General features: G+C 48.5%; 28 protein-coding genes and 1 tRNA gene. 6 read left to right on the top strand and 23 right to left on the bottom strand.

Annotation, left to right across the window (positions count from 1 at the left end; translation table 11 throughout):
* Positions 1-17: 17 nt before the first annotated feature.
* From J2T19_RS00745 to J2T19_RS00735, 3 genes are all read right to left on the bottom strand, one after another.
* Complete coding sequence (locus tag J2T19_RS00745; RefSeq protein ID WP_307211939.1) at positions 18-869, bottom strand: hypothetical protein; 852 nt, start codon at positions 867-869, stop codon at positions 18-20.
* Positions 870-949: 80 nt separating this feature from the next.
* Entirely contained in the window at positions 950-1,360 is a 411-nt protein-coding gene (locus tag J2T19_RS00740; RefSeq protein ID WP_307211936.1) for a PDDEXK-like family protein, read from the bottom strand.
* A 41-nt stretch (positions 1,361-1,401) separates the two neighbouring features.
* Positions 1,402-2,196 (bottom strand): hypothetical protein, encoded by a 795-nt coding sequence (locus J2T19_RS00735; protein WP_307211933.1) that lies wholly within the window; start codon positions 2,194-2,196, stop codon positions 1,402-1,404.
* Between the two features lie 501 nt (positions 2,197-2,697).
* Here J2T19_RS00735 and J2T19_RS00730 point away from each other — a divergent pair.
* A complete protein-coding gene (locus tag J2T19_RS00730; RefSeq protein ID WP_307211930.1) occupies positions 2,698-2,907 on the top strand; it encodes a hypothetical protein in 210 nt (69 codons plus the stop codon).
* A 486-nt stretch (positions 2,908-3,393) separates the two neighbouring features.
* Here J2T19_RS00730 and J2T19_RS00725 read toward each other — a convergent pair whose 3' ends face one another.
* Complete coding sequence (locus J2T19_RS00725; protein ID WP_307211928.1) at positions 3,394-3,981, bottom strand: hypothetical protein; 588 nt, start codon at positions 3,979-3,981, stop codon at positions 3,394-3,396.
* 107 nt (positions 3,982-4,088) lie between these two features.
* Between J2T19_RS00725 and J2T19_RS28125 the strand changes: the two genes are divergently transcribed.
* Positions 4,089-4,352 (top strand): helix-turn-helix domain-containing protein, encoded by a 264-nt coding sequence (locus J2T19_RS28125; RefSeq protein WP_370874766.1) that lies wholly within the window; start codon positions 4,089-4,091, stop codon positions 4,350-4,352.
* Positions 4,353-4,399: 47 nt separating this feature from the next.
* Here the strand turns inward: J2T19_RS28125 and J2T19_RS00720 are convergent, their stop codons facing one another.
* Positions 4,400-4,906, bottom strand: a complete 507-nt coding sequence (locus J2T19_RS00720; RefSeq protein ID WP_307211926.1) for a toprim domain-containing protein — start codon at positions 4,904-4,906, stop codon at positions 4,400-4,402.
* 253 nt (positions 4,907-5,159) lie between these two features.
* On the opposite strand from J2T19_RS00720, the gene J2T19_RS00715 reads away from it, so the two are divergent.
* Both J2T19_RS00715 and J2T19_RS00710 read left to right on the top strand, forming a co-directional pair.
* Positions 5,160-5,441: a hypothetical protein gene (locus J2T19_RS00715; protein WP_307211924.1), complete on the top strand. Its 282-nt coding sequence runs from the start codon at positions 5,160-5,162 to the stop codon at positions 5,439-5,441.
* A gap of 84 nt (positions 5,442-5,525) precedes the next feature.
* On the top strand, positions 5,526-5,729 hold the full coding sequence (locus tag J2T19_RS00710) for a helix-turn-helix transcriptional regulator (protein ID WP_307211922.1): 204 nt from the start codon (positions 5,526-5,528) through the stop codon (positions 5,727-5,729).
* Positions 5,730-5,733: 4 nt separating this feature from the next.
* On the opposite strand, the gene J2T19_RS00705 is transcribed toward J2T19_RS00710, so the two are convergent.
* The 15 genes from J2T19_RS00705 to J2T19_RS00635 form a co-directional block, all read right to left on the bottom strand.
* On the bottom strand, positions 5,734-7,092 hold the full coding sequence (locus J2T19_RS00705) for a DnaB-like helicase C-terminal domain-containing protein (RefSeq protein ID WP_307211919.1): 1,359 nt from the start codon (positions 7,090-7,092) through the stop codon (positions 5,734-5,736).
* A 265-nt stretch (positions 7,093-7,357) separates the two neighbouring features.
* Positions 7,358-8,134: a P-loop NTPase family protein gene (locus J2T19_RS00700; protein ID WP_307211917.1), complete on the bottom strand. Its 777-nt coding sequence runs from the start codon at positions 8,132-8,134 to the stop codon at positions 7,358-7,360.
* Positions 8,135-8,249: 115 nt separating this feature from the next.
* On the bottom strand, positions 8,250-8,684 hold the full coding sequence (locus J2T19_RS00695; RefSeq protein WP_307211914.1) for a hypothetical protein: 435 nt from the start codon (positions 8,682-8,684) through the stop codon (positions 8,250-8,252).
* A 203-nt stretch (positions 8,685-8,887) separates the two neighbouring features.
* Positions 8,888-9,325, bottom strand: coding sequence for a hypothetical protein (locus J2T19_RS00690; protein WP_307211911.1), 438 nt, complete (start codon positions 9,323-9,325; stop codon positions 8,888-8,890).
* Between the two features lie 396 nt (positions 9,326-9,721).
* Positions 9,722-10,093: a hypothetical protein gene (locus tag J2T19_RS00685; RefSeq protein WP_307211907.1), complete on the bottom strand. Its 372-nt coding sequence runs from the start codon at positions 10,091-10,093 to the stop codon at positions 9,722-9,724.
* 23 nt (positions 10,094-10,116) lie between these two features.
* Positions 10,117-10,461 carry a hypothetical protein gene (locus tag J2T19_RS00680; protein WP_307211905.1) on the bottom strand — a complete coding sequence of 115 codons (345 nt, stop codon included), beginning with the start codon at positions 10,459-10,461 and terminating at the stop codon, positions 10,117-10,119.
* Entirely contained in the window at positions 10,458-10,859 is a 402-nt protein-coding gene (locus J2T19_RS00675; protein ID WP_307211902.1) for a hypothetical protein, read from the bottom strand. Before J2T19_RS00675 ends, J2T19_RS00680 begins: the two co-directional genes overlap by 4 nt.
* An 18-nt stretch (positions 10,860-10,877) precedes the next feature.
* Entirely contained in the window at positions 10,878-11,135 is a 258-nt protein-coding gene (locus tag J2T19_RS00670) for a hypothetical protein (protein WP_307211899.1), read from the bottom strand.
* Positions 11,136-11,211: 76 nt separating this feature from the next.
* Positions 11,212-11,562 carry a hypothetical protein gene (locus tag J2T19_RS00665; protein ID WP_307211897.1) on the bottom strand — a complete coding sequence of 117 codons (351 nt, stop codon included), beginning with the start codon at positions 11,560-11,562 and terminating at the stop codon, positions 11,212-11,214.
* A 123-nt stretch (positions 11,563-11,685) separates the two neighbouring features.
* Entirely contained in the window at positions 11,686-12,219 is a 534-nt protein-coding gene (locus J2T19_RS00660; RefSeq protein WP_307211894.1) for an SLOG family protein, read from the bottom strand.
* A 292-nt stretch (positions 12,220-12,511) separates the two neighbouring features.
* Positions 12,512-13,018 (bottom strand): hypothetical protein, encoded by a 507-nt coding sequence (locus tag J2T19_RS00655; RefSeq protein ID WP_307211891.1) that lies wholly within the window; start codon positions 13,016-13,018, stop codon positions 12,512-12,514.
* A complete protein-coding gene (locus tag J2T19_RS00650; protein WP_307211889.1) occupies positions 13,015-14,022 on the bottom strand; it encodes a hypothetical protein in 1,008 nt (335 codons plus the stop codon). The genes J2T19_RS00655 and J2T19_RS00650 overlap by 4 nt, the downstream gene beginning before the upstream one ends.
* A 114-nt stretch (positions 14,023-14,136) precedes the next feature.
* Entirely contained in the window at positions 14,137-15,096 is a 960-nt protein-coding gene (locus tag J2T19_RS00645) for a tyrosine-type recombinase/integrase (RefSeq protein ID WP_307211888.1), read from the bottom strand.
* 156 nt (positions 15,097-15,252) lie between these two features.
* Positions 15,253-15,338: transfer RNA gene (locus tag J2T19_RS00640), tRNA-Leu, on the bottom strand.
* A 273-nt stretch (positions 15,339-15,611) separates the two neighbouring features.
* Positions 15,612-16,067, bottom strand: coding sequence for a general stress protein (locus J2T19_RS00635; protein ID WP_307211886.1), 456 nt, complete (start codon positions 16,065-16,067; stop codon positions 15,612-15,614).
* A 225-nt stretch (positions 16,068-16,292) separates the two neighbouring features.
* On the opposite strand from J2T19_RS00635, the gene J2T19_RS00630 reads away from it, so the two are divergent.
* Positions 16,293-16,514, top strand: a complete 222-nt coding sequence (locus J2T19_RS00630; RefSeq protein ID WP_307211884.1) for a hypothetical protein — start codon at positions 16,293-16,295, stop codon at positions 16,512-16,514.
* 116 nt (positions 16,515-16,630) lie between these two features.
* Here J2T19_RS00630 and J2T19_RS00625 read toward each other — a convergent pair whose 3' ends face one another.
* Positions 16,631-17,122 (bottom strand): NucA/NucB deoxyribonuclease domain-containing protein, encoded by a 492-nt coding sequence (locus tag J2T19_RS00625; RefSeq protein ID WP_056696227.1) that lies wholly within the window; start codon positions 17,120-17,122, stop codon positions 16,631-16,633.
* Between the two features lie 124 nt (positions 17,123-17,246).
* The gene (locus J2T19_RS00620) at positions 17,247-18,410 is read right to left on the bottom strand and encodes a sensor histidine kinase (protein ID WP_307211879.1); all 1,164 of its coding nucleotides are present in this window, start codon (positions 18,408-18,410) and stop codon (positions 17,247-17,249) included.
* Positions 18,411-18,683: 273 nt separating this feature from the next.
* Between J2T19_RS00620 and J2T19_RS28235 the strand changes: the two genes are divergently transcribed.
* Positions 18,684-18,872, top strand: a complete 189-nt coding sequence (locus J2T19_RS28235; RefSeq protein WP_145045538.1) for a DUF6199 family natural product biosynthesis protein — start codon at positions 18,684-18,686, stop codon at positions 18,870-18,872.
* A gap of 206 nt (positions 18,873-19,078) precedes the next feature.
* Here J2T19_RS28235 and J2T19_RS00615 read toward each other — a convergent pair whose 3' ends face one another.
* On the bottom strand, positions 19,079-19,408 hold the full coding sequence (locus J2T19_RS00615) for a DUF1904 family protein (protein ID WP_307211876.1): 330 nt from the start codon (positions 19,406-19,408) through the stop codon (positions 19,079-19,081).
* Positions 19,409-19,508: the final 100 nt, after the last annotated feature.

Here is a 19,508-nt window from a genome sequence, read left to right as displayed (position 1 = left end):
GTCTACGCGGCTGGCGCTTATGCGGCGTTCACCTCCTCCGTAGCGCGGTCGAAGCGTTGTTCTACTGGGAGGTCAAGCGCGTGATGATCTTCTTCGACAACTCGCGCATACTCTCCGACTTTCAGACGCTCAGGTTGCGCAGGCTCCACGTCCTTCGTTACCGGTTCGAGTACGACGTATTCGGAATAAAATACGCAGGTACTCGGCTCTTCTATCGTATCAATACGAACGTCACCATCCCCCGCATCCCCTGTTACAACGAAGGTATCCCCGTTTACGTAGCGTCTTTCCCAATTGAGCTTCTCGACGATCTTAATTCGCTCGCCCACCGCTGCTTCCCGTTTAACTTCGCGATACTCAACCGCCGCGCTATCCATTACCTTTTCGTAGACTTCGTAATCGCGGCCGCCAGCGTCATACTCATCGCCGTCATCGTCCGTAATACGAGGGTCACCGACTCTGTCAACGTAATTAACGACGTACAACTCTGATTCCGTCAGGTAGCTCGGTAAACTCTCATCCGTAAACTTAATCGCATCACCTCCGCGGACATCACGGTCAACTTTGCGCCATGTTGCGCTCTGGAACGTTACGGTGTCCGTAGCTGGTTCGGAGATTGGCGCGTAGACTTCGAAACTATATCCGTTAGTGTCGAAATCATCGTCGCCCTCGTCATCCGTAATCCGAGCATCACCGAAAGAGTCAATCCGATTCACCGCGTAGAAGCCTCCGTTTGTGATTTCTTCCGTCCCCTCCTCGTCGATAAACCGAATAATATCGCCCACCTGCGCCTTACGGTCAACCTTACGATATGCCGCGCCATCCACCGTTACTTCTACTGCCGGAATTACCACGTTAAGTTTCGCCATATTATAGATCGTTCTCCTTCGCGTGGGCTGCCCGTTAGAGCCTCCGCCCGGTCTTACTCGCTTCGGTCGTTTGACTCACGTTAGGCCGCCGCCAACAACTCCCGGTTAATCGCGATGGATAGCTCGATCCACCGTTCACTAGCGCGTGCCTCTGCGCACCAGTATTCGCCGCATAATCGATTCTCGAACATGAATACACGTGGCACTTCGCCGTCGACCGCCCAGACTCCAACGATATAGTCAGCGTCGGCCAGGTCGTAGTTGGTTCCGTTACCTTTCTTCGCGTAGACTACGAGGTCGCCGCCGCGATCCATACGTTGCCTCACCGTCTTAACCTGAATCTTCGCGTAATCACCCGTTAATGGATCACGCGCCAGGATATCGTAAGCTTCGTCCGTCTCCGCCTTGTGTACCGTCCATCCGTTAGCGAGCAGCGCAAGACGCGCCACCAGCTCCGAATACTTGCCCGTTGTTTCCGTTACATGAGCCAATTAATCGTCCTCCTTCGGAATAATTTCGTATGGTTACGCGATTAGAACGGGAGATCATCGTCACTGATATCGAGAGGCTTGCCGCTATCGGACGGAGCTGGCGCTGAGTTTGCGTTGGCACCGATCGAGAGTCCGAGTCGTCCGATATCAAAGCCCGCGATTACGAGGTTCTTCGTTTGCTCCTCTTCGTCAGCTACGTACAAGCACGTTTCAAATGCCGCGAAGTCAAATTCAGCATCCGCGAGTTTAGCGAAGTTCTTACGCTCCGGTTCCGCGAGGTCTTCGTCCATATCGATAATCGGAGAAAGCGCGACGACTGCGTTAGTGCCTTCGCCAGTCTTCGTAAGTTCGAACGCGATAGTGCCGAGTTTCTTCGCGTACTTCTCGATGACCGCCTTGAGCGTCTTCTCTTGTTTCGGTGACAAGTCGACTACGATATCCTTGCCGGTCGTCAGATCGAAGAATGAGCGGAGGAAACGTTGCTTACCGCGATACAGATACGCCTCGTCCGTGATCTTCTTGACCTCGGCTTCACTTGCGGCGGCCTTCTTCGCCTTGTCGGCTTCCGCGTAAAGGAGCGTTGCGGCTTCGTCCCATACCGTAGGGTTCGCGTCGATATAGCCGCGAGCATTACGTGTTGGCGGATTCTTTGGAACGAACGTGTTAACTTTTTTGTAGATGCTGTAGCCGTAGTACTCCGCGACATTGAATACGGACTTGACTCCGACTTTGAACGTACTACCGGATTTGAACGATACAATCGGGCTTTCTTGCGCGCCTCCGTCGTTGTTTGTTGCTGCCGCTGCTGCTTCGCCAACTTTTGTGAATAAACTCATTCGATCACGTTCCTTTTCGGTTTATTTCGAGCGGGGATTGCGCTATTAGATACGTGTGCACGCCGTATCGTTCGCGGCTTACTCTTCGCTTGTGCTAAACGGATCATTGTCCGCTCCTGTTCCACAAGTCCCACGCCCGCTGCACGGTACCGACCGGATACGTACGCTATCCCTGCGCTCTGCTAACGAAGCGGAGCGCATAGTTAATACCGCGCAGCCGACGTAGGTGTCGACTTGTAACGCTATTTTAATAGGAAATGACACGGTTTAAATCGCCGCCGCAAAGCTCTCGGATACCTTCAAAACATCCCGTCTCACGCGGTTAATGTCGCGTTCAATCTCTGTTATCCGCATAGTTAACGCGTTAACTCTTGCGTGGCATGCATTTCGCTTTGCGTCCGATCGCGCTCCGAGAGCCGCCGACCGTAGCTCGCAGACCTCCGTTTCCATCTGCGTTCGCAATTCGAGTAGTCGCCGTTCTTCCTGCAGGGCGCGCCGCTTATGTTTGCGAAGCTCTTTATCCGCGAGCTTTTCGATTACGCCGCGCCATTCACGTTGGACGGTCGCTTCACGAACGGTGATTACCGCGTTATCCGCAATTGCGACGAAGATTACGATTTTGCCGGAAGTATAGGCGCGGCGCATCTTGCCGGAGTCGTCCGGAATACATCCGATAAAGGACGCGGCATCAAGTTTCTGCGCAAGCCATGAGGAAACCTGCGTATCGCTTCCGCGGACATTAAATCGTTCACGGGCGCGCTTAATTGCGTGGGAAGTTGCCTACCATTTTAACGGAGTTTTCACGCGATCACCCGACCTCTCCGTAAATGGCGTGCGTCAATGTAGTCGGCGGCGTCTTCGTATTCGCGCACGCCTCCGTTGTAGCAAACGTCGGGATAGCGGCGGGACTGCGGAAAGATTTCGTTAAGAAAACGTGAAACTTCGTTGTTAGATGAACGTATATTTTTAGCAAGGGCGCGTTTCAAAGCGGCCACCTCCGGGTATAATAATGAATAGATAGCGTTGACAAGCGTTATCAACCGTGGTAACATGCTAATTGTGAGTTAAGCGCGTTACCAAGTATTTACAACATACATATCAAATACATATTGTTAAATTGTTAAGAAAGTATGATATACTCATTAGCGAACGAGGTCGGTCGGGCTTCGTGCCTGAAACTCCGACCGCCGTTCATTGCTAGATCGCGCACGCCAGCGCTTTCTGACAATCAGATCTGAATCTTGTGATGGACTTACGGTGCGATTCTGCTTTACCACCGAATAGGAGCGCCAACTCCTGAGCGGTCGCAGTAACGCTATGACCTGGTTCAGACCAAGCTTTCAAGATCGCCAACTTCTTCGAGTCGCCGGCCGCCAAGCCGGTGATTCTTTCGTTATACATTAAATCTTTATCGACGATCGCCAAATCGTCTTGTATTTCGAACTCCATGTATCCGTCGGTGTTTTCGTTATGTACCATCGACACCGTAACGTATTCATCCGCTTTTGTCTTCGTACTGTAACGTTTGGTAGTTCGACCCAGCCTGCGCTTAATGAAGTTAACTACGAGTTGTGGTAAGTCGCCTTTTTCAGCCTCGAACCTCATTACCGTTTCTTCGATGATCTTGAAGCATTCGTCTTCAAAATCCGCCTGGTTGAGTCGGTTACGGTTGTATTCCGACATTTGGTGAATCATCTTCTGAAAGTGGTATTTCACTTCCCACATTGCATCCGAGTCACCATTCTTAGCCTTAGTAGCTAAGTTATTCAGTTGTTGTTTATTCAACATTTATCAGCTCCTTGTTTTGGTTACATAATATATAAGGACACGAAACTTGGATATTGGGACATTGCTCTGAAATCTTTTTTTTATTCTTGTTGTTGGAGGGTTTTATGTATGAAGTCGGTAAGTGCCGACTTCGGGAGATACTTAAGTCCAAAAGGATGTCACAGGTAAGGTTGGCTGAACTTACTGGGTATAGTAAGCAACAGATAAACAACTGGATAAACCGTCAGCATAAAGTAGGTGTAATGGGATTAGAGGCCCTACGCACTATTGCCGAAGCTCTTAACCTAGACTCCCCTTATGAACTTTACGAAATGAAGAAAGTTCCGCCTAAAGTTCCGCGTTCTCCCGAAGAGGCTGCAAGCGATTAGTTCGCTTGTACCGACTAATAGTACACAGGTTTGTGTACTGCCTAATATTACATGATCTGACGATACGTGTCGATAGGATGTTGCATCCTTGCAAAAATATTTCTCCTAACCGCGCCGTCTACCGTACTCCTTACCGTTTCCTCATCGCCTACCTCATTCGCATCCTTCGCGTCGTCCGGCCACCTTACGTCATACAACTCGCAGTATCCGCGCAGTTTAGCCGCAACCTCTTCGCGTAGCTTTTCTCCCGCGCTGTCATTATCCGTACCGATCACGATTTCCTCAACGGGCGACATGCGCAGCATCTCCGCCTGAGCATCCGTAAACGTAGATCCGCCGACCGCAATCGCCGGTATTCCGCAGCTCCACAGATACAACGCGTCTGTTTCGCTCTCCACGATTACAACGCGGCTTACTTTTCGCGCATAAACGAGATGGATGCCATATATCATGTTACGGACAGGCGCGCCGCCCTTAGCGTACCAGAACGCTTTTGACCACGTAGCTCGCCACTTTGCGTTAATAGGTGCGCCGGTCGGATCGTGCCACGGCATGACTGCCGCATTCTTTTGCGCGTCGAATCCGCAATCAAACATGCGCTGAATCTCCGGATCAATTCCGCGTCCTGTAAGATACGGAACGGCAACGGTTGTATACGCGGAGATATCGATCGGCTTCGGACGTTTTGCGATTGTCGGCGGCTTTAACTTAACGCGCAGTTTAGGAGCGCCATCTTCCGTAGTTTCACCGCTGATTAATTCTTCGCGCGCCTCTTCGTATGTGAGGTTACGGAGGAACGCGTAAAGCTTGACGGGGCCTCCTCGCGCAAAGTCCGGATTGTTAGCGCCTGAGTCACGCCAGCAACCGAAGTCCGCCGAGTCTGGATTGGTGATTACGCTGAATGACGGCGTCTTATCATCGCGTAGACCGAACGGTGAGGATGCGTTAAGTCGGCCGCGACTATTCGGTTGTACGTTGCGCCAGTCGTACGTGTCTAATGCGGCTAAGAACGTGTCAACGTTTATGACATTAGTCAAGGTTTTGTCCTCCTTTCCTATTGCGACTGATACTCGTTTCGTGTATTATTGAGTTAGAAATACGCGAAATAAGATTTCGTGTCATCATCATAACGAAATAAAATTTCGCTGTCAATAACTTTCAGGAGGAAACATTATGGCTGAACTTAAAAATAAAATTAGAGAATTGCGGGAGGCTCGCGGCATGTCAACACAACAACTTGCCGATATCTTAGGCGTGAGTCAACGGCAGGTTCAGCTCTATGAAAAAGGTGAATCCGTTCCTAAAATTGAGGGACTTATTATATTAGCTGACTTATTTGGAGTATCCACTGATTACCTCCTTGGTCGCGAAGCGTAGGCGGCTAAAAACCGCTCACGCTCGCAAATTGCTCCGCCTGTCCTTTCGCATCCAACTCACGTACGACTCCGTAATTAGGCAGGTATACGATTTCAACGCGTGTATCCTCGCCGCCGTTACGTCCCTTTCCGAGTTCAATTACTCCGCGTCCTTCTTGCGCAAGTGTATCTATCCCGAATACGTTCGCTGCGTCCTCCAATATCGCTTTCGACTTCTTGATTCCTGCGCGCGGTGGTGGACTTAATTCTCGCGTACCGTCTTCGTTCTTTTCCTTCGCATCTTCCTCAGCCTGCGTAACTAAATGGATCACCGTTTTAGTCTGACCCGCAAGTCGTTTGAGCTTAACGGAAGTAGCCGCAACATCGCCGCCAGCTACGTGTGACGTGTTACGCTCGAAGTCCATCAAGTAAATCGGATCGACAACGACTACATCAGCGTCAATCTCCGCGATATCAACTTCAAGCTGCGCTATCGAACGTTGTGCAAAACTTTCGCTATCCGCCGCTCGTATAACGATTCGACCCGGCACCACTTCCGAAAGCATATCGACGAATGTCTCTAGTCCGCGCTCATAGCCGTCGTCCATAGTTCCCATCAGCATAGCGCGGTTATCGAAACCTACCGTATAATCCACGCCATCAATGCGCCTGATCGTATCGCTAATCCGTGCGCTAATCGACGAGTACGCACGCGCCATCCACTCGTACTCCGACATTTCTAGCGCCCATATTAGAACGTTCGCGCCTTGAAACGCGGCCTCAATCGCGTCCTCCATGACCATAACGGATTTACCGCGTCCGGATCTCGCGTACCATGCGTAAGTATTCCCGGAAAAGTAGCCGCCAATCTTCTCGTTTATCGTGCCGAACTTGCTGAGCCAAATAAGGAATGATGTGCCTGCTTTACGTGCGCGGAACTCCGTAAGAAATCGTTCGCCCGACGTGGAAATATCAGTCATCTTCGGAACACCCGTTCGTGTTTCCATTTTAATCCGCGCCAGCTTATCGGTCAAGCTATTAATGAAGGTTTCGGTGGGCAACGACTCGTAAGCCTGCTCAAACTCTGGGCTGTTAATATATTCCGCTAGCTCCCGCTTGCCTACCGCGTCCTTAAGTTGGCTCGCCAGATACTCGTATGCGTCCGTTACTTCCGGAATATACTTAATTTGCGGATTATTAGCGACAAATGTCGCAACTGACGGCGCCGCGCCTCCGTTATCTGCTGCGTAGTCGACTATAAAGTCATAGGCGGACTGTTCGTGGCGCGATGGAAAGTCCGATCGCTTAACGTTATATTTTGCGAGAGCCTGCGTAGACCCTTCGTCAATCAACTTAGATAGCAACTGCTGACCTGTAACTGCCATGATTTCCTTACACCTCCTGTTTTACACTGTGTCGGTACTTTCCGTCAAACCTCATATTAGGACAAAATTCCCTCTTGACAACAAAATATGGGTTCGACACTGATTCCAATTTACGTAATTAATTGGACGAATTTAGGTAAAATCGGGGTCAAAATATGATTGTCAATCATAATGTCAAGTCGTATTTTGTCGAACTGAATGCCAACCCTGTGAGCTCACTACATTGGCACCTCCCGAATACTCCCGAATGCTCCGTTTTTCGATTTCACGCGCTTCTTATCCCGCGGTGACTAATTCCGACAAACTCGCGCTCGATACATTGCGCACGCATCCGGTCAACGAGCCGCGGTGTGATTTCGCGAAACACCGTATTTAAGTCTTTCAGCGCAACGTTAGACGTAAATATCGTCACCAATTCGTTAGTCACGCGGTGGTTAATTATCGCGTGCAAATCTCCGCGAAATCCTTCCGTCACGTCACGTACGCCGATGTCGTCGAGCACCGCAAAAGGCGCAGATTTAGCGTGCTGCATTTGCGAGTAAAATTGGCGTGCTGCTGGCTCCGCAATGTCATCCGGTACTCTTGACCGGTTGAACTCGTTATAGAGCGTCTGCCACGCGTTTACATCGAGGAAATACGCCGGCCGATCGAGCGCTTGCCTGTTGCGCTGGATTGATCCGATATAATGACGTACGATGTATTCGCCGATAATTGCGGCCGCCGTCGTAGTCTTTCCGGTGCCTGGCGCGTCACTATAAAAATACAGCGATTTGATCGGCTCATCCGGCTCCACTTCGAATTGGCGCGCGAACGTCTTTACGTAAGCGTCCATCGCACGATAGAGGCCGGCCTGCCCTTCGCGTGCTGGTGAGTTGGCTAACGTTAAGCCGCGATATCCTGACGGTAGGTTTGCCGCGCCTACACGTCCGCCTGCGCCGTTTAAGCCGTGGTTAGCGATATAGCTCGGACATAACTTCGTACATTGCGCGCCGCCCGCTAACGAACAGTGCTGCGCGAGTATGCAGTTTTTAGCGTTGGACAATTGCGTCCCTCCTAACTGTAGCGTAATCTCGGTTTGCTTGCGGATGTTTAGCGGCTGATTTTCGGATGATTATCGTCGCCTTTTATTACTGTCCACATTCTGGATAAATCACCCGTTAAAATAAATCGATAATCTCATCGTCAGTCAACGGGTTGTTATCCGCACTATTACCGCAATACTCCGCCTGTTTAGATGCCCTCGCCTGTTCCGCGAGTACCTGCGGCATTATCCTCGGCAAGAGATACGCGATCAAAAATCCGGCCGTCAATTGCGGATACTGTGGCGATACTCGATGTTCCCGGAATGCTCGCGTTATTGTTTCGCGTAAGGCTTCCGCACCATATTGCGTTAGTGCGCGTTTGATTACGCCTTGTTCGAATGACCAGCCGCGCAGTGGAATGTACGTGTTCACTTCGTATTGCTCGCGGTTGAGATCGGCGACCATAGCGTGGACGGTCGGCGTTTTCCAGTGTTCAAGCGGAAGGTTGCGCCAGTCCTTGCGTTGGTCTGCGGTGATCTTCGGCTTCGGCGGCTTTTTAGCGCGTGGCATCTTCGCGACCTCCTTTAACGTCGAACACTTCGCAAAACTTATGGTACTCGTATTTATCGAGCGATTTACGCGTCTCGCACGATTTACATACGATTTCATAACGGACTTCTGGCGAGTCGTTAAAGATATAACTGTCGACTATCCGCATGTCTACGAGGAACCACTCGTGAAAGCAGATCGGTTTTGGCGGCTTTTGTGTACGTTTAAACATCCAGCGTAGCATCGGCAGACACCTCCCTCTCGATCATCGCTAATACCCGCTCATACACGTAAGCCTCCGCGTGCATCCGGCTGACCGTTTCGGATTCGTCAAAATAACACGGCCCATTTCTTCGGTCAATTCGCGTATCTAACATAGAAATCTTAGATTCAAGCGCGGTCACAAGTTGCGTTAGTTTTTCCTCAGCCGCGATCGCTCTACGTATCGATTCCGGCCATCCTTCGCGTGATTCTGCGATGAACTCTTCGTCTTCACACGCGATGCCTACGTAAGCTAACTCGCTTCCTCTGGCGTAGAAAATATCGTAATTATTAGAGGTTACGGGCCGCTCATCATTGCCGGATACAAACCACGGCCCCGGTGAAGCTGCGTTACATAATGCAAGATCCGCCTGCAGATCCCGTTTAGTTTCCGTTGTCATCTCGTTGACACCTTCGTAGTATAAGTGGACTAGCGCGTTTCTTTCAAAGCGCAAATTCGGCGATTTTGGAAAAATAATCTGCGTGACATCTGCGCATTTCAGATCAGATTCCGCCAAACTGGCGAGTGAGCTGACGCTGATCTGCGTTATGTTGCAGTTTTTACTGCAATGCTCCGTTTTTCTCCGTATTCCTAGTTTTTACGTAGAATTACGAAATCACTCCGCCAATCCCTACGTAAATATATCCCGCAGCGAAAACCGGCCAGAATATTGCGCACAACACGAACTCTCCGAGCTTCATCGAAAACCAGCCCCACGTAATAAGCGCGGTCAGAAGTCCGAGAGCGAAGTATACTATGGCTATTCGCGTTACCACTCGCTCAACCTTCGCCATCATCACGCGTTCACTCCTTCGATCTTGACACCGACCGCATCTAGTGCACGCTCAATCCCGTCAGCGTACGCTTTATCTTCATATGCGTTATCGTATCGTCCCATTCCGGTTCTGTGTGTGATGTAATCGCTTGTGAGCTCGCGCTTTATCCGCGCCATTCTCTGCTCCTCCGTCAACTCCCGTTCATACCCGTTAACCAGCGCGGCCAGCAACGTGTCGAACGGGATAGACGTTAGAACGTCGGTGTGTACCGGAAGCAGCGTGTGACCTTGCGCTACACGCGTCATTTCCTGATTTGTTACGCCAGCTTTGCGCATGTTCTCGATCAATTCCGCAATCTCTGCGGGAATTACCGGTTTATTTACGTTACTCATCTGCGTCACCTTCTCCGTTTTGTTTACGATAATATTCGATGATATCGTCGATTGTTTCGAATGTTGGTACGTTGTTCATTTCCGTTAATCCTCCGTTTAATATCGTTTCTCACGTTGTCTATCGTAATTATTCCGTTAGTAAGCAAGCTCCATCGGCTCGAATACGATTGGAACCGGCTTAGCTGCGATGTTTCTTCCGATTCGATTGCGCGGATAATTTCGATGTCCGTATCGTTAAATCCGTGGCTACGGAAATAATCGGATTCCTCGCGTTCGATTCGCGCCAGGAACGCTTCCGCGCGCCTCCGCTCTTCCAGCGTTGGGTGGAACGTTCGGCGGAAATTCGTGAACATAGCGTCACTACTCACGCGACCACTCCCGCTTCCTCCAAGTATTTTTCGTAAGCTTCCCGCGCTCTCTTCGCATGGGAAATCGAAGCACCTACCCGGATTGCCTCCGCTACAAACTCGCGTTCTTCGTCTCCAGCGGGAAGACCTTGCGACCACAGGCGCCAATGTACGAGTTCGTGGAGGAGATTAGCTTCGATTTCCTCCGGAGTTAAATCTGCATTTGTTGGCGCTGACATACGGATTTCCTGTAGTGAGGTGTCCGATCTACTGAACATGAATAGCGCCTGTGTTTGTTTCCATCGATACCTTAATAAGCGCAAAGTTCCCGTATAATCCACGCCCCAATGGAGCTGCGCAAGTTCATTTGCGCGTTTGAGTAAGCGTTCCTGTTCCGCAAGTAACTCCACTTTCTTCATATCACGGCCACCTCCGTTTTAATATCGTCCTGCCGTACCCACACGCGCCACCATCCTATCAAACGCGTCAGATATTTCGCTTGTTAACTTCGCTCTCTCATCCGATTTGGCGCGCTCCTTAACTAATTCCAATGCGATTGCTTTTCCGATATCTGCAAGCCTAATCGCGGTACGAATCGGAACCGTTGTCACTCCGTTTTCCGAGGCATCGATTAATTCCGCGTAATTCTCCTGCATACCCTCGTAAATCATACGTGCTTCATTTCCATTACTCATACGTTAGCCCTCCCGTAATTTAACCGTGATATTAGCGTCTTAGCTTCGCACCCTACCGAATACCCTCCGCCTACCTCTACGCGCCTAATTTGACGCTAAATTCAGGCGCTAAGCCAGCGTTAACAGCCGCGATAATCTCCGCCGTCGCATATCGGATCGCTGCGCCGAGTTCCGTCAAGTTCTCCGCGTTATACTCGGTTGCCGTCCGCATCCTCACGCTATCGATAAGCGCGGTCAGACCTGCGGTCGTTAGCGGATAATATGCGATTTCGTCCCAACGTTCGCGGATCACGGGAGCCGGTTGATCGGGCTCCCTTTTATATCCGGGCGCTTTCGTAGGGTCAACGAGTTTGCGCTGTAGAACGACGAAGTTATTAGCGTCCGATTTGAGCGCGTAATTTGCCGTGATTTTAACGTGGTTTAACATGCGGAAACACCTCCGGTATATTTGTGACTAGCGACGCGTAATCGACGTAAATCCACGCGATTATTGCGGTAATTGCAAGGAGATAAACGATGAGGATTGCGACGAGTAAGCGGTTAGGGCGAATCATAAGCGACCGTCCTTTAGCGGATCAATTCGGATGATGCGCGGCTTGTGTTCCGCTTTCCTCGCGTAATCTACGCAATTTCCGGTTCCGCCTTTTGTTCCGTCCCATACCGCGATTACAAGCGATGAGTTATCGACCATCCACGCGTTGAGCTTCTGCATCTTCCACGCGGCATAACCCGGTTCACATACGTACTCAACCGCGTCAGCTTGCGCCAGTATATCGTGCCAACGATCTTGCGAGGTGTCCGGCCACATGCGTTCCTGTCCTTCGAATGGGACTGCGGCGATTAGGCGGATACCGTAACGCGGAAACTGTTCGCGCTTCTTTAGAACGAGTTCCGCCGCAATCATATCTACGCCGAGTGCCGTTCCGGAAATGAACGTTGTGATGTCGAGCGAATCTAATGCGTAGTCGATGGCGCTTTCTAAGCGGGTTTTTACGTCGGCCATAATCGCGTTGCTTTCGTTGTAGCCGCCGAGTTTGTTCGGGCGGTGGCCGGTGAAGCATGCGGTAAGGCTGCGGTTAGACATAACGTGATTCCTCCGTTTCTTTTATAAGTGCGTATATGCTCGCGATTCACTTCGTTCATACTCGCCGTCGCCTTTGGCTCCGTATCATGTTTACCGCGCGGGTAAAAGTGTTCTTATCTACTTCGTCCCGCGCAGTTTAGTTTGCGGTAGCAAAATCAACTAAGCGGTAATGTTTTGTTTCTCTTTTACATCTTTCTCTTTTAAAACCTTTCTATCTTTACAGTCTGCCCTAGGCATACTTCCGGTGGTATGTCTTAGGCATACTTACCTTAGTCGGTCTCAGGCATACTTACTATCCCGTACGCTTCCTCCGCGCCGCATAGACGCTGATATCCGGAATCACCTCCGCCCCGTCCTCGTCGACCACGTATCCATTATCGGAGACACGCGGGCAGTATGACGGGAAATACCACTTGAACTTACGCGTACTCTCCCACCTCGTAGCCGTCCGTATAATCCCGTTAGCTTCGAGTATGTCCGCGAGATACTTGATGCGATTACGCTCGATCCGCAGTGTTCCCGTCAACGTATCGTACGAGATGAAGCACGCGCCGAATCGATCGTTTACCGTTCCATCTGCGCGGAGATAGTTGCCGTCGATGTATGACTGCAGCGTAAAATAGAACGAATAGATATCGCGGATCTCCGGTTTGCGTTGGCGAGAGCCTGCGTATGCCACGTCGTAAACCTCACGTATGATGCGCGGAAATACCTTGCGGACTAGCTCGCGGTTATACACTTCGAATCCGCTAGGCGCATCGAGTAGCGTCTGCTTATCGTTAGGTAATGGCGTGCTCATGCTGCGACCTCCTTTCGCGTAATATCGTTGTTAAGCGTTGTATTTCCGAAGTCTACAGCTATCGGAAACGGTAATCCCGTCTGTTCGCGCCATATTTCTAGCGATGACTTTTTGTATCCGTAGCGTTCGTTATCCACCGCAATCTGTTCGACTGTGCGCGGATTATCGAAGCACCAATACGTGAATCTGCGGAACTCTTCCGGAGTCAAACCGTTCTGAGACGCGAGTTTGCCGACTAGCGCGTCGAAACGAGATTGATCGAGTTCGAAGCGTTGCCTGTTCGCTTCGAACCATTCGAAAGGGTTAGAAGTACCCATTGACGTGTTGAGCGCGTTAATTAGCGGATATACGTTCCCAGGAACATTACCGCCATGACCCGCGTTAAACGGAATCCAATGCTCCATAGTGACTCCATACAACACCGAGGTAAGCGCGCACCGTTTATCGAACATGAATAGTACGTCAAACCACCCACGTGAAGTCAGTGTGTCTGGAAGTTCCTTAACGCGAGACTTTCTTTTGTGGGCGTGAGCCTGAACGCGTTCTTTGTTCTCTCGCTTCCAGTGACCGTCGACTGCTTTCTTACGGTCCTGATTTTCTTCTCTCCACCTAGCAGCCCTAATTGATCCGCAGACCTTGCAATAGGACATTACGCCTCCCTTACCAGAGTCACTTGGAGTGTAGTTTGAGAGTTGCTTTAACTCACCACAGTCACTGCACCGTTTGGCCATTGTGGTAACTCCGTTAACTGCAATCTCTTCGAGTTGATATCTACGAATAAAGTGGTAATCACGTCCTTCGCGTTTAGCCCGAATTACCCTACGAGTCAAGTCGTCTATAGAACGGCACAGTGCACAAGAAGCGTCCCGTCCGCCAATTCCATTTGCTTTAACGCGAAAAGCTGATAGTGCTTTAGTTTCGTGGCATTTCGTACACACTTTCGCATCAACCCCAACGCCGTCTACCATAATCTTAACGATCTCAGCGCGTTTCCCTTTCGCCATGTCTCCGTCTCCTTTCCGATTTGCTTCATGTATTATATAAGGACACGAATTACGCAGATTGGGACATCGCAACAAAAAAATAACGCACGCCTCAAAAGAGACATGCGTTAATGTTTATCGTTTTAATTTCGTATTACGTTTCGCCTTAGGCTTCGAAAGTAATCGGTCGATTGGACTGGCTTTGGCGTGCTCGGCTTTCAGATCGTTGTTTACTAAGGACACGTATCTGCGCGTCATCTCCATGGAGGAATGTCCTAAGGACTTCTGTACTGCGAAAGAACTGGCCCCGTTACGCAAGAACTCTAAGGCGAACACGTGCCGAAGGTCATACGGACGAACATGCACGCCTATCTTCTTACAATATATCTCCATGCGGTCACCCCAGGTATGCCTATTCAACGGACGTCCCTCGTACGAACAAAATATCGGAGTATCTTCATCCCACTCGTCGTCCCTGACGGAGATTAGTTTCCGCATGGACTTCGTAGTCATATCAGATAGCGGCAATGTACGCGCACTACGATTCTTTGCGACGTCCGCCGGAATATGAACTTCCTTTAGAGATAACTTAAAATCCTGCGGTATTAAGCTCAACGCCTCCGACGGACGTATGCCGGTGTCTAGCGTAAGTACGATTAACGTGAAGTCGCGAAGTCCTACAAACGTCCGCTGATCCGGCGCCGCGAGCAACGCCTTTAACACGTCGGTTTCGACCGCCACCGCTCGATTACCGGTCTTCCTTTTCTTCGTATGTTCCAGCGGATTTACCGATAGATACCCTTCGCTTATGCAGTATTTAAAGAATGCGCGGATATACACAAGGCGGTTATTAAACGTAGCCGGCGCCATCTCTCCGGAGAAATGTCCGAAGCACGCGTCTTTAAGCGAAGCCTCCGTATCCCATGCGTTAGGATACCGTTTAAATAGCAGCTCTACCGCGTTCGTATAGTCCGTTAAAGTTTGCTCGCCCACCCCGTCGTCTAATCGCTTATGCGCCAGAAAATCCGCCAATACCTCACGCCATCCCGGACGCGCACTTCCGTAACTCTTTTTAATTTCGCGTAATCGCGCCAAAACAAAAAGCACCCCTCTCCGTCTTGTGAACGGTGGGATGCTTCGTTGTGTTTGCGTGGCTCCTGTGTACCTGCGGATTACTCCGAGACAAGTACGCAGGACCCAACGCTTTTTGACGCTCATTTAACGCTGTGTTTGCGGGCTAAACCGCATGGATGCCGAGGACCGGGATCGAACCGGTACGGTAGTCACCTACCGCAGGATTTTAAGTCCTGTGCGTCTGCCAATTCCGCCACCCCGGCATGATTATGTATTTCTCAATCAAATGTGGCGACAAGAAATATCTTATCATGTATTTTATTATTATGCAACACTTTTTTAAAAAAATATTTTAGAAATGAAACAGGCACCACCAGCGTAAGCCGGCAGTGCCTAGAAAGGTCGAGTTGCGGTCTCGAACTTTCTTATAAACCATCTATATTAAGGGAGGTGTAAGGTAAGAATACCTCCCCAACATTAAAGAAACCTAAAATCAGGATTAAATTAAGCTAAAAAAGAAAATAAGCTCACATTTATTAGTCACGCTTCATGATAATAGGCGTGATTCGAGCAATCTCGTCTTCACTGGTTTCCACAATCACAAGCAAATGTTGTTGCATAAGCCATTGCTCATAATAGTTTGCGTCATCCTCAGAGATACCGGCTTCCGTCAGGGTAAGTACAAAATCATCGGTCTCTTCACCGATTTCATTACCAGCAAGCCGGCGAACAGCCTTCCCAGCAGACATCGTGTGATCTTTACGTTTACCTAGCGCAGCCAGCACCCCCTTAAAGGCTCCTAATGCTCCATCCGTACCTGCGCCCTTAAGTGGTTTAGGTAAACCTGCCTTCTCACTAATCAACTCCAAATTAAGCTGTTCTTTAGCGACTACGCCCAGTGAATCGGAATCCACTCCTGCCTGTTGAAGCTGATTCAGCATTAAAATGGCTTCGTTCTCAGTACGTACCATTCCAATCAATAACTTTGTCATACGGAATCCTCCTTAACATACATGCTTTAGCTTCAGTACCCTTTATAACCCTCTAACTGAAAAAAACAAACGCTAATCATGCGATAAGACGAATCACCTAACCCAAAAAGCCACTTCTCTTCTGGAAATTCATACCTAGTTCTGATAGACTATATAAAGAAGACAAATTAACCATTGAAATTATTGACATATTGAATCTAATCTCATAATCAGGAGAAATGACATATGAACAAAGAGGTAGAAATTGCCATCCGTCGTAATCAACAAATTGTAGTTCGTAATACAAGCGGTCAATCTGTAACCGGATTTCCAGAACGCTCTGCCGATTCCTCCATCCTCCTTCTACGCACAGTACAAGGGAACCTCTGGATTCCGTTTGAGGAAGTTGAGCAGGTCACACGCCTGTTAAGCATTCGTTCGCATCATCTAAGCAGTATGGCACTGTAAGTAGCTGTTTGTAGCCAGTAGTGAATCAATTAAATCATTAGACGTTGAAGAACGCCAGACTTAGAGAAGTCTGGCGTTCTTCATTCCTATATAACTAGGGTCTGTCTTAGATCTTGCTATTCAACAACAAACTTCACTCGTGTTCCATTGGGATATGTACTAAGTTGATTGCCGACCCATGAACCTGCTCCCCGATTGTCCTTTGGCGTAATGTATTGGATATCTGCATTAGCACCACCCTCTGCACACATAGCCATCGGCCACTCGTCTCGATCCTTCCCTTTCTTCACTGGCACTCCCTTCAGCGAAAGATCCCGATTCGCCTCGGCACCATCACGATCAATCGTACACACATCAGAATGCCCTGCCTTAACGGCCGACCGAATATGATTAGCTGTCTCTGGGTAGCGTTCAGAAGGGAAGATCAGCGTATGATCTACACCTTGGCTACTACTCCCATTAAATATAGAAGTCCAATCCCCTAGCTTATAATCCCCATTAAACCACGCTAGACAGGCGACTAGAGCAAGCGTGACCAATGTGACCCATTGCTTCTTCAACCTAGCTGTTCCTTTATTTCTTCTCTTCCTTGTGCGTTTACGCGTCATGCTGTCTCTCCCCCATTCACCATTACATTATATAGAACATTCGTTCGCGAAACAACGGAAATGTGCAGAGAAAAAACAGCTCGGATCTCTCCAAACTGCCCAATTCTAATCATATAATAAACCTTTAACCTACATGACCCATGCTTGGCATCACCTGTTGTCGCTTTAAGGGCACAGTGACCTGGAATTGTGTACCCTGACCTTTTTGACTCTCTACCGTGATTTCACCATGCATCAATTCCAGCAGCTCTTTGCAGATCGTTAATCCAAGACCGCTGCCCCCAAACCTCCGTGCATGAGACACATCTGTCTGAGTGAAGGCTTCAAATAATTGATTCATCTGATCTTGTGGAATCCCGATCCCTGTATCTTGAATGCTAAAGACCAGCGTCGTTACATCCTCCAATGTCTCTTTTACATCCAATTGAATATGCACTTCGCCTTGCTCCGTAAACTTAATCGCGTTGTTTATTAAGTTATCCAGCACCTGTCGTAAGCGCAATGGATCTCCAACGAGCACTTCTGGCACTTCAAGATCAACATGGCAGACTAGGCTGATCTGCTTCTGTATAGCAGACAGTTCATGCGTCTTGATGATCTGCTGAATTAGTTTGGAAGGCTGAAACTCAATCTGCTCTACCTTCATTTTCCCACGACCTAACTTCGCCATATCCAAGCTCTTGTTTACAATGTCCAGCATGGCCTCTCCCGATTGACGGGCAAGCTCTAGGTACTCCTTTTGCTCGCTATTCGTTTCTTCCATTCCCACCAGCTCAATCATTCCCATAATTCCATTGAGCGGCGTTCGCAACTCATGATTCAGTTTGCCGATAAATTCTAGTTGTCCTCGGCTGTTCAATTCAGCCATGTTCGCTGCCATACGAAGCTGTTCTTCGGCATATTTCCGCTCTGAGATGTCATATTGTATCCCAACAAAAAAGAGGCAATCTCCCTCGTCATTAAAGATCGGATCTATATTCAACTCATTCCAAAACTTGTGTCCACTTTTGGTGTAATTCAGAATATCTATCTTAATTGATTTTTGCTCTCTGAGCGCTTCACGAATCTTAGCTACTGTCTCCGGAAGGGTATCCCTCCCTTGAAGAAACCTACAATTTTGCCCAACAGACTCTTCGAATGAATATCCTGTCAATGTTGTAAAGTGCTCGTTTACATAGATCAGGGGCAGTTCTGGTGAGGTTGCGTCGACCACAGTTACGGAAGATTTAAGCTTAGAAATTAAAAACTCCCAGTGAATGGGCATGGAATACTTATTTTGAATGGTCATGCTTCCCTCCTGTTTCTATCTGCCTTCAACTACTATGAATAAACATATATGCATATCATCTATTTGGTATGTGATCATACTAATTCAATATCATTAATTGTATCACAGTTGTTCAAACGGTGCCGAAAAGGTTAATGATTTCATAAACTTAGGAGGAACACACATGAAGTTTCTGCTCATTCTCATCATCGTTATTCTGATCTTATTCATTTTCAATAGACGTCGTCGATAAATCGATTGAGGCCATGCCTGAACGAGGAAGGAAGATTGCGCATGAGAACCCTCTTTTTTATTTTCATGATACTGTGCATTATTAATCTTTGTTTCCCCAAGTTCGGATGGTTCCTACGTTATGGTTGGATTGTGAAGGGGGAATCCGAGCCTAGCAAACCGTATATGGTCTTTGTTCGTATGACTAGTTTAGTGATGTTATTGATTGCATTTTCACTAGTGGCTGCATAATACCACAGTTGCAATCGATCATGTATATGTCGGAGAAACAGGCATTTATGCATGCAAGAATGACTTTTATTCTACCTGTCCTACCTTATAATCAGATCTCACTATAAATAAAAAAGACGAGCAGCATTCGCCCGTCTGTGTCTGATCCAAGCACAATTGGATCAGATTTTTTTTTATTTGATCAACTTATATACTGGGTCACTCATTCAATTCAGAGGATAATCCGTTAACGGTTTCCCCTGCTTGTAATATAGAGTAGGCTCCAAAATACTAAAAAATATGTGTACGTCTGGCAAACCTGCTTTGACCAAAATGACGTATATGGAAGAGGCCATTCGATTATGGATTTCCTGATCACGCTGAAACATAACAATTTCTATAGAAGCTGGAGAAGGAGTGAGTGCTTGTACATCATAACGCTCAGCCTTAATTCTTTCTTGTGGAATATTAGAAGTGAGCGACATCTGCTCTGTGATTTTAGGTACAACTTCTTCTAATTGATGACCTGTAAATCCTCTGAAGCGAATAAACGGCATTGCAATCCCTTCAATCTTTAAATTTAGTTACTTATGTGATTTTAAGTACATTGTTTTCTATTGTCAAATGACAGTCTTTCTATAGTTTACTGTATATCAT

The sequence above is a fragment of the Paenibacillus tundrae genome (genome assembly GCF_030812775.1).
In the GTDB taxonomy this organism is placed as follows: Bacteria; Bacillota; Bacilli; order Paenibacillales; family Paenibacillaceae; genus Paenibacillus; species Paenibacillus tundrae_A.
Note: the sequence above shows the minus strand (reverse complement) of the source record. Positions and strands in the feature narration are given on the sequence as shown.